Genomic DNA, 17,660 nt, shown 5'->3' with positions numbered 1-17,660 from the left:
GGCTTAAAAGTGACGAAATTTCGAAATGGCGGTCTTGGGTAACTGAAAATGTAAATATTTCTCATCTTTGCCTATCCGATGGTTGACGAGGCGAATGCCGCGGGAATAGCATTAATGATAATTATTATCATTATTAAGTTGCAACCAGAAGGGAGGTTTATTTGTGAACCAATCCAGCGTAGGTCTCAGCCTTTGGCAGGAGTCTGTGGTCGGCCAGAGCGCTGTCAGCGATCAGCCCGTTGCCGCAACCAATAATGAATTTGTGTTCCGATCGGGACGCCAGCAAGTATTTGCGCAGGGGGTGTTCAGCCGTCTGCAGATTCCGGTGGAAACCGCCACCGGCTGCCAGCAAGACTTTCATCGTCAGGTCAAAAGCGAGTTGGCGCGGGCGCGGGCCTGCGGCATCGCCAATCCGATTGTGGTGGGCGCTATCCCGTTTGATCGTCGTCAACCGGCAGAATTACACATCCCGTTGCAAGCCCGGGTGGTCGACAACGCCGGTGCAACCTTGCTGGAATTACCCCGAATCGCTACTCGCAAGCCGGTATCGGTGAAAAACCGCCGCAGCCTGCCCGAGAAAGAACGCTTCTGTCAGGGGGTGCAACAGGCGGTCGCCAACTTTGGTCTCAGTGATATTCGCAAGGCGGTGCTGTCGCGGGTTCTGGATGTCGAGCTGGAAGAGCGTGTTCCGGCTGAGCGACTGTTTCAGCGGCTGCTGGCCCAGAATCCCAGCGGTCATCATTTCCTGCTGCCATTGGCAGATGGCTCGAGTTTTATTGGCGCCAGCCCGGAACTGCTGATTCACAAACAGGGCGATCAGATCATTTCCAATCCATTGGCGGGCTCCGCCGCTCGCCAGTCTACGGTTAGCGCCGACGAAGCGGTCAGTCAGGCCTTGCTGGGATCTGGTAAGGACAGCCATGAACACAAACTGGTGATCGATGAAATCGAACGGTTGTTATCGCCGCTGTGCGAGCCACTCTCGGTTCCGGCGGCGCCATCACTGATGTCGACCCGCGCCATGTGGCATCTGTCGACCCTGATTGAAGGCCAGCTCAAAGATTCACAAACCAGCGCGCTGGAGCTGGCGACCTTGCTGCATCCAACGCCAGCGGTGTGCGGCGTACCAACCCGTCAGGCCCACAAGCTGATCAACCTGATCGAACCCTTCGATCGTGAGCTGTTCGCGGGCACGGTTGGCTGGTGCGACGAGCAGGGCAATGGCGAGTGGGTGGTGTCGATTCGCTGTGGCCGCGTTTATGACGATCGTATTCGACTGTTCGCCGGTTGCGGCATCGTCGCTGACTCCGACCCGGAATCCGAATGGCATGAAACCGAAGCCAAACTACAAACCATGTTACGGGTACTGCTGCCGGAGGAAGGCCAATGAGTTCGCAAGCAACATCAACCGTGAATTCAGCAGAGCTGGTGGAGTTCAGCCGCTGGCCACAAGCGCTGGCTGATTTCTATCGTCAGCAAGGTTATTGGACGGACCGGCCCATGACGGACCTGTTGAGCCTGCCGTGTCAGCGGCGGCCGGACACCCTGGCGCTGATATCCGAGCATGGCAGCCTCAGTTATCTGGAACTGGAGCAGCGTTCCAGCCAGCTGGCAGCGGCCTTGCAACGTCGTGGTTTGCATCAGGGGCAGACCGCGGTGGTGCAGCTGGCCAACCAGCTGGAATATTTTGTGGTGTTTTTTGCCTTGCTGAAGCTGGGCATTACACCGGTTAACGCCTTGTTCAGCCATCAGCGTCGCGAGCTGACGTCCTATGCAGAACAGTTGCAACCGGCGCTGATTATTGGCTCTGCCGAACATGCGCTGTTTGCTGATAAAGGCTTTATTGATGAACTGCGGCTGTCGCTCAAACAACTGCAGCTGGTGTTGGTTGACGGTGGTGTTGGTTATGCCGGTGCTGAGTCGCTGCAGCAACTGATTCATGAAGCCGCTGAAGACTTCCAGCCAACGCCAACTCCGGCCGACGAAGTGGCGTTTTTCCAGCTCTCCGGTGGTAGTACCGGCACCCCTAAACTGATTCCTCGCACTCACAACGACTACTACTACAGCATTCGTCGCAGCGTCGAAATTTGTCAGCTGGACCACAACACCCGTTTCCTCTGTGCCTTGCCTATCGCTCATAACTACACCATGAGTTCACCGGGCTCATTAGGGGTGTTTTATGCCGGTGGCACTGTGGTACTGGCGCCAGGACCGGAAGCGATTAATTGTTTCCGGCTGATCGAAAAATATCAGGTCAGCATGGTGGCGCTGGTGCCCTCCGCAGTAGCCTTGTGGTTACAGGCAGTACCTGGCCATCAGCAGCAACTGGCTTCACTGCAACTGTTGCAGGTTGGCGGTGCCAGCTTTGCCGAAGCACTGGCACGACGGGTGCCAGCAGAGCTGGGTTGTCAGCTTCAACAGGTGTTCGGTATGGCAGAAGGGCTGGTGAATTACACCCGTCTGAACGACGACGATCAGCATAGGTACACCACCCAGGGTTATCCGATGTGCCCGGACGATGAGGTGCAGGTGGTCGATCCGGAAAGCCGTTTACCGGTTGCCAATGGCCAGCCTGGCCTGTTGCTGGTACGCGGACCTTATACCTTCCGCGGCTATTACCGAGCGCCGCAACACAATGCCGAGGTGTTTAACGAAGACGGTTTCTATGCCTCGGGCGATCTGGTGGTGCGAGACGACGCCGGTTATCTGCAAGTGGTGGGGCGGATCAAGGATCAGATCAACCGTGGTGGTGAAAAGGTCGCCGCCGAAGAAATCGAAAACCTGCTGTTGCACCACCCGGACATTTATCAGGCGGCGCTGATTTCAGTACCAGACCAGCTGATGGGTGAAAAAAGTCTGGCCTGTATCGTCAGCCATTCCGGCAAGCTGCGGGCGATTGACGTGCGCAAGTACCTGCGTGCTGAAGGCATTGCTGAATACAAGCTGCCCGACAAGGTGCAACTGCTGGCGCGTTTGCCACTGACTCCGGTCGGCAAAACCAGCAAAACCCTGCTGCGCCAATGGGCCGAGGCAGGTTTCCCGGCGGGCTGTGATGAAGTCCATGCCACTGAACTTTCGCTTACCGAAGCTTCCACCACTGAGCAGCCAGCAGGTTAATTGTTATGAGTATTCCAGAAATTGTTTGTTATCCACTGCCAACCGCTGACCAGCTGCCAGCCAATCGCGTCAGCTGGCAACTCAATCCGGCCCGTGCGGTGCTGCTGATTCACGATATGCAGCAGTACTTCCTGCGGTTTTACGGTACTGAGAATCCATTGATCGAACAGATGACCGCCAACATCGCCCGGCTGCGCAGCTGGGCGGACGAGCAGGGTATTCCGGTGGTCTACACCGCCCAGCCATTGCAACAAAGCCGCACCGACCGCGCCTTGCTGACCGATATGTGGGGGCCGGGTATTACTGCCGCCGGTGAGCATGAAACGGAAGTGACGCCAGGCCTGACTCCACGAGCCCACGACAAGCTGCTGACCAAATGGCGTTACAGCGCTTTTCAGCGCAGCGAGCTGTTGAACCTGATGCGCGAAACCTGGGGGCGTGACCAACTGATTGTTACCGGTGTGTATGCGCACATCGGCTGTATGTCGACGTCGCTGGATGCGTTTATGTACGACATCCAGCCCTTTATGGTGGCCGATGCGCTGGCGGATTTTTCCCAGCAGGAGCACCAGATGGCGCTCAACTATGTTGCTGGCCGCTGTGGTGCCGTGGTGACTACCGATCAGCTGTTAGCCAATCATCATCAGCTCGATCGTGACTGGTTGCTGGGCGAATTGCTGCGCTTTATTGATGAAGATCCGGCCGAAATTGATGGCGATGAAAACCTGATGGATTACGGCCTCGACTCGGTGCATATCATGACGCTGGTAGCCGAGTGGGACAAACTCGGTTTTGAGCTGATGTTCGAGGATCTGGCACGCCAACCAACCCTCAATGGCTGGCTGGAGCTGCTGGCTAATCAGGCTGCCAGTCAGGCTGCGAACGGCAAAACCACTCAAGCAGGTACTGAACAGGTGACTGCATGAGTCTGGCCAGCGCGGGTATGGACTTCAGTGGCAAGCTGGTGTGGGTGACAGGCGCTGCCCAGGGCATTGGCGCCCGGATCGCCGACGATATCCGTCAGCTGGGTGGCCGGGTGCTGGAACTCGATCAACACTATCAGGCGTTTGAACTCAGTGAGCTGATGGCGGGTGGTAACTGTGGTCGGGTGGAACTGGATCTGGCTGACCCCCAGGCCGTGCAGCAAGTGGTTGAAAGCTTGCTCGAATGTCGGTTGGGGCCGGACGTACTGATCAACGCTGCGGGCGTGCTGCGTAATGGCAATGTTGATCAGCTCAGCCTGGCTGATTGGAAGCTCTGTTTCGACGTTAACGTCAACGGCGTTTTTTACCTGCTACAAGCTCTGATGCCCTGGTTCAAGGCAGACGTGGAACTCAATCGCCAGCGTAATCGCAATATCGTCACACTGGCATCCAACGCGGCCCATGTGCCTCGCCTGGGCATGGCAGCTTATTGCGCGTCGAAATCTGCCGTGGTGAGTCTGTGTCAGTGTGTCGGACTGGAGCTGGCAGGCTGGAATCTGCGCTGCAATCTGGTTTCACCAGGCTCCACCGATACCCCGATGTTACGCGCCATGGTGGCACAAAACCCGGAGGACGCAGAGCAGGTCGCCGCTGGCTACCAGCAGCTGGTGCAAGGGTTGCCGCAGCAATACAAGCTGGCAATTCCGTTGCAGAAAGTGGCGCGCGATGAGGAAATCTCGGCTTCGGTACTGTTTCTGGCATCACCACTGGCTTCCCACATCACCATGCATGATCTGGTCGTCGATGGAGGAGCAACACTCAGTGCCTGAAGCAACCAACAACAGGCTGCCTGATGCGCAGCCACCTGAAGCGCTGACCGGGCGGGCTGCCAAAGCTCAAAAATGGCTGGGTGCCGGTCTGCTGATATTGGGATTGCTGCAGCTGACTGGTTGTGGTTTCGGCCCGGATTCAGCGGCTTCCCAAACCGAGCCTGAAAATGCGCCTGCAGCGGCTGAAAAAGTGGCGGTCGCCGTCGTGACCGTCGCACGCCAGCGCCAGTCGTTACATACCGAATTGTCAGGCCGAGTGGTAGCGCAGCGGATCGCCGAGGTGCGGCCGCAGGTTCGCGGACTGGTAGCCGAACGGCTGTTCGAGGAAGGTGCCAGTGTTGCAGCCGGTGAGCTGCTGTACCGTATTCAGGATGATCGTTATCAGGCTTTGTGGCATCAGGCCCGTGCAGATCTGGCGATTGCCAGGGCCAGCCTGGCCAGTGCCGAAATCAGCCGTCAGCGTTATCAGCAGCTGGTGGGTGTTGATGGCATCAGCCAGCACGAATACGAACTCAGCAAGGCCGAAGTGGCCAAGCAACAGGCGGAAGTGCAGGCCCGTGAAGCGGCACTGAAAAGTGCTGAACTGGATCTGCAACAAACCCAAATCCGGGCGCCGGTCAGCGGTGTGATTGGCCGGGCGGAAGTGAATCAGGGCGCACTGGTATCGGCTGAGCAAACTGTACCGCTGGCGCGGATTCAGCAGCTCGACCCGGTTTATGTGGATCTGGTGTTGCCTGCCCGGCAATTACTGGCGTTAAAGCGGCGGCAGTTGCAACAGACCGATGGCCATTCGCTGGTGGCGCACCAGCCAGTCAAACTGACACTTGAAGACGGCCTGGACTATGGTTCGACCGGCTCGGTGACATTTGCCGATTCGCGGGCGGACACCAGCACCGGCATGGTGACGTTACGAGCGCAGTTTGCTAACCCGGATGGCTTGCTGGTACCGGGCATGTTTGTGCGTGCCGAGCTGACTCTGGGCGAGCAAGTCGATGTGGTCGTGGTGCCGCAGCAGGCGGTAAATTTTGACGAACAGGGGCGGGCCTTTGTCTGGCGGGTGGAAAATGGCGCGGCGCAAATCCGCTTGCTGACGCTGCTGGAACAACGCCCGGACGCCAACACGCGCCATCACTGGCTGGTGGATTCCGGTCTCGAAAGCGGCGATCAGGTGGTGACCGAGGGCATCATGCGGCTGTATCCGGGGGTACTGGTGACTACCACTGAATGGCAGCCAACTGAACTCAATTCGCTGGCAATGGACGATATTGCCGCTGGTCTGGCAGGGAGCAGCCCATGATCGCGCGTTTTTTTATTGATCGACCGGTACTGGCCTGGGTGCTGGCAGTGATTCTGCTGTTGGCTGGGCTGGCCGGATTGCAACGTTTACCTGTCTCCCAATATCCCGATATTGCGCCGCCGATTATCCGGGTGGCGACTGTCTATCCCGGTGCATCGGCACAAGTGGTCGAAAACAGCGTCACCCAGATTCTGGAACAACAGCTGAAAGGGCTGGAAAACCTGCTGTATTTTGAAGCGACGTCGTCATCGTCTGGCGAAGCCGAGCTGATGCTGACGTTCCAGCATGGCACTGATCCGGCAATGGCCCAGGTGCAGGTACAGAACCTGATTAATCAGGTGGCTTCACGGCTGCCGTCGCCAGTACAACAGGCTGGACTGGCCGTGACGGCCATGCGTAATACCTTCCTGATGGTGGCGGTGTTCTACGACCAGACTGGCAGCATGACTGACCACGATATTGCCGACTGGATGAACAGCACCGTGCTGGACCCGGTTTCGCGTATTCCCGGCGTTGGCACCATTCGACCGTTTGGTTCGCCCTACGCCATGCGAATCTGGCTCGACCCCATCAAGCTCAATCGCTTCCAGCTGGTGCCCGAAGACGTTGTCGCTGCGATTGATCGCAGCAATACCGAAGTCCCGGTTGGCGAGTTGGGCGCACGACCACTGGCTGATGGTCAGGCGCTTAACGTCGCTGTGACGGCCTTGTCACGGCTGCAAACACCGCAACAATTTCGCGACATCGTGCTGAAAAGTGATCAGGACGGTGCGCTGGTGCGACTGGGCGATGTCGCCCGGGTAGAAATCGGCGCCGAAAGTTACGCCACAACGTCGCGGCTCAATGGTCATCCGGCATCAGGTATGGCAATTATGCAATCGCCTGGCGCCAACGCGTTGACCACCGCCGCAGCGATCAAGCAACGGCTTGAACAGCTGTCCGGTTCGTTCCCTCCAGGAATACAAATCATCTACCCGGAAGATACCACCCGCTTTGTTGAACGTTCGATCAAGTCGGTACTGCATACCCTGGCGGAAGCTGTGGTACTGGTGGTGCTGGTGATGTTCCTGTTTCTGCAAAACTGGCGTACCACACTGATTCCGGCATTAACGGTGCCGATTGTCTTACTGGGCACCTTTGCCGTGCTGGCAATCGCCGGTTATTCGATCAATACCCTGACGCTGTTCGCCATGGTGCTGGCGATTGGCTTGCTGGTGGACGACGCCATCGTAGTGGTCGAGAACGTCGAAGCCCGCCTGGCCAATGGCATGCCGGTGCGGCAGGCGACTCTGGAATCGATGCGGGAACTGTCGTGGGCGCTGGTGGGCATTGCGGTGGTGTTGGCAGCGGTGTTTTTGCCAATGGCATTTTTCCCAGGTTCCGTGGGAGTTATTTACCGGCAATTCTCGGTCACGCTGGTAGCCGCCATGGTGCTGTCGGTGGTAGTCGCCCTGACCCTGACGCCAACCCTGTGCGTGCTATTGCTGGGGCATAGACCGGCGCAACCCAGTGGTTGGCGCGCCGCACTGAACCAGACAGCCGGACGCTGGGCAGCGGCTTATCCGCGGCTGTTGAGCTGGAGTAGTCAGCGTAGCTGGCGGCTGTTGTTCCTCTATGTGCTGTTGTTGGGCGCAACCTGGCAAGGTTTCCTGCGACTGCCAACGGCGTTTATCCCGGAAGATGATCAGGGCACTGTGCTGGTTCGTTATACCTTGCCGCCTGGCGCAACCTATCATCGCACCGCCGAGCTGGTAGCCGAGATTGAAAACTACTTTATGACGGCAGAAGCCGCCAATGTGGAGGCCATTTATACGGTTTCCGGTTTCAGCTTTAACGGCTCAGGCCAGAATTCCGGTGTTGCCTTTGCGGTATTGAAAGACTGGGACGAACGCCCGGGGGCGGAAAACTCCGCTCAGGCAATTGCGCGGCGGGCTACCGGTGCACTAAACCAGATTCGCGACGCCCGCGCGTTTGCCATGGTATTGCCACCAATAGACGGTCTGGGGGAAAGCAACGGCTTTGAATTCTGGTTACAGGACACCGGTGGTCTGGGGCGTCAGCAGCTGTTATTGAAGGCTCGGGAACTGGCCGATCAGGCGGCGGCCAGAGAGGATGTGTTGTATGCCGAAGCCAGCGCTGCCGACAGTGCTACCCAGCTGAAACTGGACATCGACCAGCAGCGGGCGCAAACCCTCGGGCTGGATCTGCAACAGATCAATCGCACGTTAGGCATTGCCTGGGGCGGTGAATACGTTGGTGATTTTGTGCATCAGGGGCGGATCAAGAAAGTGCTGGTGCAGGGCGATGCTATTTACCGCTCGCACCCGACCAATCTGCAAGACTGGTGGGTCGGTAATGGCGAAGATGGCATGACACCGCTCAGTGCCTTCACCGCCAGTCGCTGGCAATCCGGGCCATCGAATCTGGCGCGGTTTAATGGTCTGCCAGCGGTGTCGTTGAGTGGTGCGGCCGATGAATCGGCCAGCTCGGCGCAGCTGATGGCCGGCCTCGAGAGCCTCGCCAGACAGATCCCCCACAGTAATATTGAATGGAGCGGGCTGTCGTATCAGGATCGGGTTTCCAGTGGCCAGGCACCGCTGCTGTATCTGGTTTCCGTGTTGTTTGTTTTCCTTTGTCTGGCGGTGCTGTACGGCAGCTGGAGCATTCCTTTCTCGGTATTACTGGTGATTCCGCTGGGTCTGCTGGGTGCCGTGGCCGGGGTCATGCTGCTGGGCACCCGCAACGACATTTTCTTTCAGGTTGGTGTACTTACCACCATGGGGCTGTCGGCCAAAAATGCCATCCTGATCGTCGAATTTGCCGAACTGGCGGTGCGGCAGGGTAGCAAACCCTTGACCGCTGCACTGGAAGCGGCGCGCCAGCGACTGCGGCCAATCTTGATGACTTCACTGGCATTTGGTGCTGGCGTCGTGCCGCTGGTATTGGCCACCGGCCCGGGAGCCGCAGCGCAACAAGCCATTGGCTCTGCTGTATTGGGTGGTGTGGCTTCAGCCACCTTGCTGGTGCTGTTGTACGTGCCGCTGTGTTATGTGCTGATTCGGCGAATTACTGGCGTGCGGGCAGGCGGGAGAGTTGTCGCTGGCGAGCGGCAGCAACCTGTTTCCGGGGCTGGCTGATTAGTTGCTTGTGGGAGTGGGATAATTCTCGCTCCCACAAATAATAAGGCTGGGACAGGAGGGTTATTGTCTATTTGCGTTACCATTGCAGCGTTAAAAACAGGCTCATATTGCTCCTTTATCACACATAATTTCCCTCTTTTCTCCTGCTTTTGCCTGACATTGAGTGCCTCGAAAACAAAAAGCAACAGCCTGTCATGCAGTCAGCCTGCTGACTGACAAAGTTGTGAAAACGGATCCCGCAGTACTTCATCTTACTCATCCTGAACTTGAGGTCTTAATTTGTGATATGAGTCACAAAACAATGGGGTTTTGTAAGATAAGTGGCGGTTTTTGATGTTATATGTATCCAGTTGATACGGATATCACTACAAAATATTGCATGGATGTACGAATGCCTGCTTCTTTCAGATCGTCTCACGATCGCTACCTGACCTCATTTCCTCACGGCGGCTATCTTCCTCTGGCACTGGCTGGACAATCAGTCCTTCTCAAACACAGAAATCTCACAGGGAATTGTGAATAATGGTTTTTGATATGAATATCCTGAAACGACTCAGGAAGACTGTCTCTGCAAAGGCAATAAATAATATTGCATTGTTCGGTTGTTGTATCTTCCCGCTGGTTGCCACCGCTGGCACCTGTAGTAGCAGTAATATGGCGGGAGGAGTACTGGGTGTTTTTGAGAATGGCGTTATCGAAATTAACGATGGCAGCACCACAAGTTGGAAGGCAGACGACGACGTATGTAATATATCCATTCAGGGAGCCACAACCCTGAATGTATTACCTGAAAATTATTATGAACCCAATCAAAGCAGCTGCGGTGTATCGGCCAGTGGCAATACGGTTGGTAATCTGGCATTGCCGGATTTTGAAGAATCCGGTAATGATCGTACTGTGAAAATAAAGGGTTCCACGACAGTTGTTTATATTGATGATGTTAAATATAAGCAAAGTTCAGGCGAATGGTGTGGGGCTGATGTTTGTGGCCATGAAAGTGTCAGTGATATTGTCTTTCCTGAACCAGAATCGGATGAGGAGTATTTCTATTTTGAAAACTCTGACTGGGGAGAAATACGTATTGAAACCAGTTCGCACTCTTTGTATTTTAAGTACGATAATTCCGGCAATCCCTATCATATAACCAATCTGGAAGGTGCTGAAGGCTCTGTCATGGTGTTTGAGCCGGGTTCATATTTCCTGGGTAGTCTTGAAATTGGTGCCAGCTACCTGTATGTCAGAACAACGGATGATGATGGTAACCCTCTGGGGGATGGATCAGGCAAGGTCAGATTTTACGTCAAGGACACTCAATCCAAGCCATTTAATAACGGCAGCTGCATCAATTATAATAACTGTGATGTGGATAGCGACGAACTGGATGGCTCAGACCAAAATCCTGAGCGTCTTGCTGTCTTTTCATACGAGAATGATCTGGTCTTGTATGACAGGGCAAAAATAGCAGCCAGTCTGTATTCGGGAGGTGGCGATGCCATAATTCGTTCTTATCCCGGTTTTATTCTGGTTGGCGAATTGTTGGCCGATAATATCTCGGTTCTTAATAATGAGAATGTTCATCTGGTTTATCAGGACACCGAGACGTTTGCCGAGGAAGGGTACTGCGAAGATACGGATGACGAAGGATCGGATGGAGACGTACCAGCGAATGCTGCTCCAAAAGCTGAAGCTGTATCGGCAATAACATACTCGGGCGTTAGTGTTGATTTGGCTCTGGTTGGAATAGATGCAGACTCAATGGTTCTGAATTATATGTTGGTTTCTCAGCCACAGAATGGTTCCGCGACTATATCAGGCTCAACTCTGACATATGTTTCTGATGATGATTTTTCTGGCGTGGAAAATTTTTCCTATCAGGTTTCTGATGGTGAATTAACATCCGATATGGCGTTAATAGAAATAACCGTTGAGGCGGTAAACAACCCACCTTTTATTGAATCCGTCCCGGGAACCAGCGCATTTTTAGGAGAAGCTTACATATATGATGTGTCTGCTACAGATCCTGATGGTGATGAGCTGCTTTATGCTCTGACAGATAGCCCTGAAGGGATGATTATTACTCCGGGTTCGGGCTTGATCAGCTGGATCGCCCCCGATGAAATAACAGACGCCGTTCAGGTTTCGGTTGTTGTTACTGACCCTCAGGGATTATCCGATGTTCAGACATATCAAATTGAAGTCAAGGATATTGAAGCTCAGTGTATTCCTGGTGATGCGATTAATGTTAGTTTTGATGGGTTTATCGACACGACATCGCTGAAGTTGAACGGCGATAGTGAAATTATATATCCCACAGATGCTGAGGGAGTCTTACGTTTGACTGGCAGTAGTCGCTGGCAGGCGGGTAGTGCTTTTCTGGAAGAAAGAATTCCTTTGGCCGATGATAGTGGTTTTGAGGCTTCATTCAGCACATTTTTCAGCTTCAGAATCTCCAATCCAGGGGGGATATCAGACAATGATGGCGATGGTGCGGACGGTATTGTGTTTGTCATTCAAACCGTTAGTAATGAAGTCGGTGGAAGCGGTGTCGGTATAGGATATCAAGGAATAAATACCAGTCTGGGGATCGAGTATGATACCTATAATAATGGCTCACGGGACAAATATAGTGGTAATCATGTAGGTGTTAATATTAACGGGAGTGGTTATTCTCGTACTCTCAAAGTAATTGAAGATAGAATGAATGACGGCGATATCTGGTATTCATGGATAGATTATGATGGCAGTTCAGATAGCCTGGAAGTGCGTCTTTCCCTGGACTACACCCGACCTGAAGAACCTCTGATTTCGTATCAGGTCGATCTGGCAAGTGTTCTCGAACAGGAGGATGCATATGTGGGGTTTACTTCAGGAACAGGCGAAGCATGGGGTGATCACGACATTCTCAGTTGGCAATTCATTAACACTTATAGTCCTATCGGTGATTGTAATCAGCCATATTTTACATCTATACCTCCTCAGCAAATACCATCAGGCTCTTCATATGTTTACACCCCTGTGGGAGTGAATTTTGATGATGGAATATTTTCAATTTTTTCTGCTCCTGATGGAGCTTATATAAATGCTTCGACAGGCATTTTGGAGTGGGTGCCTGTAAATGATGATATCGGAACTCATTCAATAATTATTGAATACACCGGGAGTGATGGTCTTTATGCCAAGCAAAAATTTACACTTGTTGTGACTAATCAGTCAGGAGTCTATCCTGAGATATATACTGTCCCTGAGACAGAAGTTTATTATAACCAGGTTTATGAATACATTCCGGAAGCCAGTGATCCTAATGAAACAGGTTTGCGCTGGTCTCTGGAAACATACCCGCAAGGTATGACATTCACTGATGGTGTTATTTCGTGGGAACCGGGTGAAGAAAACATTGGTGAAGTTGAAATCAAAGTAGAGGCAATGGATGGTTATGGTCTGCGAGATAGTCAGGTTTATTTACTGGCGGTAAAAGATCCGAACCAACCGCCGATATTTACTGATGCGGAGGAGTCGATAGAGATAACTGCTGGAGAAGCACTGAATCACGTGATTCCAGCTTCCGATCCTGAAGGGGAAGCTCTGACGTTTGAGATTATATCGGGTCCTGATGGTCTTGATGTATCGGGTGACGGTGTTCTGAACTGGAATAGCCCGGCAGTTTCTTCTGATCAGGAAGTGGCTATAGAGGTGCTGGTTTCTGACCCCAGGGGCCTGTCTGCAACGTATGCCCTGACTCTGTATGTCACGACTGTCGAGGTTGATGACATTCCACCGGCTTTGGAAGCTGCTACGGATAGCGTCGAACTAACTGCAGGGGAAACCCTGTCTTACTCTATACCGGTAATTTGGGAAGATGATACAGAATTCACCTTTGATATTGTATCTGCTCCAACGGGAATGACGGTTAGTCAACAGGGTGTGATTGAATGGATAACGCTGGAAGATTATGGCGATCTCGATTTTGATGTTTCGGTACGTATATCCGACGATGCCAGCAACAGTAATGTGTTCATATTGTCAGTGACATTGACTGCCTATGTGAATACAGCGCCGGTTGTGGCCAGTGAACCATCTACTGAGGTATTGGCTGGTGACTTGTATGAGTATCAGATAGCCGCTATTGATGATGATGGCGATGTACTCGGTTATGAGTTACAGACTGCGCCAGAAGGCATGGAAATAACAGCTACAGGTCTTTTGCAATGGACTCCAGTAGAGTCCCAAGAGGGTATTCATACCGTACAATATGCAGTATCTGATGGTCGTGCATCTGTCGTACAACAATTTGAAGTGGCAGTGATCGTCGAAAATGAAGCGCCGGTTCTGACCAGCGTTCCTGCAGGCTCGATTGTAGTAGGCACTACATACAGTTACCAAATGATCGCCGCCGATGCCGATGGTGACGAACTGCTATATAGCATACAGTCCGCCCCAGACGTCTGTACTATAAAGTCTTCAACAGGACTTTTCCTTTGTGAGTTTGGTGATGACGATATTGGAAATTATCCCATTATTCTGAAAGTCGAAGACCCTAGGGGGGAATACGTACTACAAAGTTACACATTGGTAGTAACTCGTCTTAATAACGACTTTACAATCACTTCTACACCACCGCAAAACGCCAGAGTTGGAGTGGAGTTTTCTTATTATGTTGTCGTCGACAACCCTGATGAGGAAAACCTGACCTACCAGTTATTGCAGGCCCCTGATGGTATGGTGATTGATGACATTGGTGTTATTTCGTGGACTCCAGCCGATGGCCAGGGAGGTGAGGCAGACATAGTCTATGAAGTATCCGACGGTGAATTCGTTCACGGCCAAACATTCACGATTCCGGTTCAATCTGCAGATACTGAACTACAAGCCACTCTGGTCGTACCTGAACGTATCGGTGAAGAGGGCGATACATTAACAGTACAGGCTGGATTTACCGGGCATCTTGGTCATTACACAGAGCAGCTGAGCTACGATGGCGAGCTGGTCACGATAGATGCTAATGGTTACGCGTCAGTCATTCTGTCTGGCTCTGGCAAGCATAGCTTTGTTTATCATGTTGAAGATGATCTTGGTGCTGATGAAGTTTCGGCTTCGGTTTATGTGCGTGACCCAACGGATCTTGTCCCACCAACGGCTATGTTGGTCGACCTGGTAACCGATCAATCAATTACCGCCCCTGTCGATATCACCACCACTATTGAAGACGACCAGTTAATTTACTGGCAGTTACTTGGTTACCGCAGTCACGACGACGAACCGGTGATTTTGGCTGAAGGGGATGCTGCGGCGGCGGCCACTACAACGCTGGCAAGGCTTGACCCAACCACAATGATGAATGGGCAGTACACCCTGGTGCTGATGGCTCAAGATCTGGGTGGTAATAAAACCTACGATAGTGCCACCTTGCTGATCGAAGGCGGTATGAAAGTCGGCAATTTCAGTATGGCGTTTGAAGATATTTCTCTTCCCGTGTCTGGCATACCGGTTGTTGTGACGCGGCAATACGACAGCCGCCGACGTGCTGAAAATCTGGATTTTGGCTATGGCTGGTCGGTGGATTACCAGAATATTCTGCTTGAAGAGTCGGCAGAACCAACCCAGGGCTGGAATACATATAGTAGTCATGCCACCTTTTTGGTGGATGAACAGCCAGTCAGCCTGACGGCCATGTGTATCAATTCGACATCTGCCAAGCGAGTGACCGTGACCTTGCCAAATGGCGATGTCGAAGCCTTTAAAGTAGTGGGCACAGTTGTTGGGACAGGGGGTGAGAGCCCCTATCAGGAAGGCTGTTATATGGCCGGTTCCACCTACGTCAGTTTCAAATTTGAAGCGATTAACGGCACCAGTTCATCACTTCACGCTGATGCAGCCGATTCCATGTATGTGCTCAGCAACGACGGCGATATGGTCGATCTCGATACCAGTGCTGTGATGGTGTCTGACTACATCCTCACCACACGAGAAGGCTATATCTATTACCTGAACCAGGACTTTGGTATCCGTTATATCGAAGATCCTAACGGTAATCGCCTGACCTACACTGACAGTGGCATAACCCATTCCAGTGGTATCGGAATCAGCTTTGAGCGTGATGCCGAGGGCCGAATTACACGCATGACGGACCCGGCCGACCACGTTTATGAATATGCCTACGATACCCAGGGCGATCTGACCGCCTACACCGATACCGAAGGCAATGTCACCAGTTTCAGTTACAACGGCAAACACGGCCTGGTAGATATTCTTGACCCGCTCGGTCGCAAGGTCGCCAAAAATATCTACGACGATGATGGACGTCTGATCGCACAGGAAGACGCCGACGGTAACCTCACCGAATTTGACAACAACATCGAAGGCCGCCAGAGCGTGGTGACTGACAGAAATGGCTTTAACACCATTTTCTATTACGATGATCGCGGTAACGTCACCACCAAAGTGGACGCGCTGGGGTATTCAACCACCTACACCTATGATGATCGGGGCAATGAGACCTCGGTGACCAACCCGCTCGGTGAAACCGAAACTACCGAGTACGATGAGTACGACAACATCCTGTCGATTACCGATGCACTCAATAACACCACCTATTACGAATACAACGACCGTAATCAGGAAATCCTGATTACCGATCCGTTGCAGCATCAATACACCATGGCCTACGACGAGTTCGGCGGTCTGGTCAGTATCACTGACGCCAACAATCAGATAGCCACCAACGAGTTTGATGACAAAGGTCAGGTCATCCACACCTACGACGTGCTGCAAGGTCGGACCGACTACGTTTACAACGATCTCGGTTTCAAAATGCGTGAAACCGATGTATTGGGTGTTACCACGTATTACAGCTATGACGATAACGGCAATGTGCTCAGCGAACGCCGTGCTCGTACCGTAAATGGCGAGCTGGTTGATGAAACCACCTGGTACGAATACGACAGCCTGAACCGGCTGACCAAAACCGCCTATCCGGATGGCACTAGCAGTGAAACCCTGTTTGATGAGGTTGGCAACGAAGTCACTACGATTGACCGTGCTGGCCGGGCAACCCATTGCAGCTACGATGTTTACCGCAACCTGATCGAGGTGGAATACCCGGATGGCTCCACCGAAAGCCATGGCTACGATTCGGAGAACAACAAAACCTCCAGCACCGACCGGGCTGGCCGCACCACGTATTTCGAGTACGACAAACTTAACCGCCAGACCATTACCCACTATCCAGACGGCACACAAGTCGAAACTGAATACAACCCGGGTGGGCGAGTCAGCGCCGAAATCGATGTTTTCGGCCACCGCACGGAATACGAATACGACCAGGCCGGTCGTCGCACGCTGGTGCGTAATGCTTTGGGCGAAGAACATCACTACGACTACGACGACAACGGTAACCTGCTGAACGAAACCGATGCGCTTGGTCGTGTGACACGTTATGAATACAACAAGCTTGACCAGCGGGTGGCAGTTATCCATGCAGACACCACCACTACTGCCAGCGGTATGGACGCACTGGGTCGTCGTACTTCCAGCACCGATCAGGCAGGTATGGTCACCGGCTATGAATACGATGCCGAAGGTCGTTTGCTGGCAGTGATCGACGCGTACCTGCAACGCACCGAGTACGAATATGATCAGGCCGGTAACCGCATCCGCCAGACCGACGCCAACAACCACAGCACCCTTTGGACCTATAATTCCAACGGCCAGGTACTAACCCGCACTTTGCCAGAAGGCCAGGTGGAATCCTTCAGCTACGACAACGCAGGCAACACCAGCAGCCATACTGACTTTAATGGTGACACCAGCCATTACCAGTACGACCTGATGGGGCAGCTGTTGCGGGTTGACTACAGTGACGGCAGTTACGAAACCTACCAGTACGACCTGGCGGGTAATCGCACCTCGGCAACCCTGACGGACGATCAGGGCACACGCAGCTGGTACTACCAATTTGATGACATGGATCGTCAGACCGGCGAAGACCAGCCCAACGGCAGCCGTATCGAATACGGCTATGACCTGGCCGGTAACATCCTCGAACGCCGAGTGATCGCCGCAGGAGAAACCTCAACGGTCAGCTACAGCTACGATGCACTGAACCGCCTGCAAACCCTGACCGACAATCACGGCCAGACCACCCGTTATGAATACAACAAGGTTGGCTCGGTGGAGACCGTGGTATATCCAAACGGGGTATCACAAAACTACCAATACGACAGCGTCAATCGCCTGCAAACCCTGACCACGCAGTCAGCGGATGCCAGCGTCATCGCCAAACTCGACTACGAGGTGGATAACACCGGTCGCCGTACCGCCATTCTGGAAAACAGTGGCCGTGAAAGCCATTACGACT

Annotated in this window: 7 protein-coding genes; all 7 read left to right on the top strand. The window is 53.2% G+C overall.

Annotation, left to right across the window (positions count from 1 at the left end; all coding sequences use genetic code 11):
• The first annotated feature begins 163 nt into the window (after positions 1-163).
• Positions 164-1,390: an isochorismate synthase gene (locus tag K6123_RS11700; RefSeq protein WP_221797912.1), complete on the top strand. Its 1,227-nt coding sequence runs from the start codon at positions 164-166 to the stop codon at positions 1,388-1,390.
• Positions 1,387-3,117, top strand: a complete 1,731-nt coding sequence (locus tag K6123_RS11695; protein WP_221797910.1) for a (2,3-dihydroxybenzoyl)adenylate synthase — start codon at positions 1,387-1,389, stop codon at positions 3,115-3,117. The genes K6123_RS11700 and K6123_RS11695 overlap by 4 nt, the downstream gene beginning before the upstream one ends.
• Positions 3,118-3,122: 5 nt before the next feature.
• Entirely contained in the window at positions 3,123-4,043 is a 921-nt protein-coding gene (locus K6123_RS11690; RefSeq protein ID WP_221797908.1) for an isochorismatase family protein, read from the top strand.
• Positions 4,040-4,870, top strand: coding sequence for a 2,3-dihydro-2,3-dihydroxybenzoate dehydrogenase (locus K6123_RS11685; RefSeq protein ID WP_281423936.1), 831 nt, complete (start codon positions 4,040-4,042; stop codon positions 4,868-4,870). Before K6123_RS11690 ends, K6123_RS11685 begins: the two co-directional genes overlap by 4 nt.
• Positions 4,863-6,167 carry an efflux RND transporter periplasmic adaptor subunit gene (locus K6123_RS11680; protein WP_221797906.1) on the top strand — a complete coding sequence of 435 codons (1,305 nt, stop codon included), beginning with the start codon at positions 4,863-4,865 and terminating at the stop codon, positions 6,165-6,167. Before K6123_RS11685 ends, K6123_RS11680 begins: the two co-directional genes overlap by 8 nt.
• Positions 6,164-9,304 (top strand): multidrug efflux RND transporter permease subunit, encoded by a 3,141-nt coding sequence (locus K6123_RS11675; RefSeq protein WP_221797904.1) that lies wholly within the window; start codon positions 6,164-6,166, stop codon positions 9,302-9,304. The genes K6123_RS11680 and K6123_RS11675 overlap by 4 nt, the downstream gene beginning before the upstream one ends.
• A gap of 537 nt (positions 9,305-9,841) precedes the next feature.
• On the top strand, positions 9,842-17,660 hold a 7,819-nt coding region (locus tag K6123_RS11670), incomplete at its 3' end, for a putative Ig domain-containing protein (RefSeq protein ID WP_221797902.1).

The sequence above is a fragment of the Oceanobacter mangrovi genome (assembly GCF_019740315.1).
Taxonomy (GTDB): domain Bacteria; phylum Pseudomonadota; class Gammaproteobacteria; order Pseudomonadales; family Oceanobacteraceae; genus Oceanobacter; species Oceanobacter mangrovi.
The sequence above is the reverse complement of the archived record's forward strand: the minus strand, read 5'-3'. Positions and strand labels throughout refer to the sequence as shown.

Excerpts from the sequence above, each read along its gene's own strand:
- K6123_RS11695 (WP_221797910.1), top strand. The coding sequence starts at position 1,387 with ATGAGTTCGCAAGCAACATCAACCGTGAATTCAGCAGAGCTGGTGGAG.
- K6123_RS11690 (WP_221797908.1), top strand. The coding sequence starts at position 3,123 with ATGAGTATTCCAGAAATTGTTTGTTATCCACTGCCAACCGCTGACCAG.
- K6123_RS11685 (WP_281423936.1), top strand. The coding sequence starts at position 4,040 with ATGAGTCTGGCCAGCGCGGGTATGGACTTCAGTGGCAAGCTGGTGTGG.
- K6123_RS11675 (WP_221797904.1), top strand. The coding sequence starts at position 6,164 with ATGATCGCGCGTTTTTTTATTGATCGACCGGTACTGGCCTGGGTGCTG.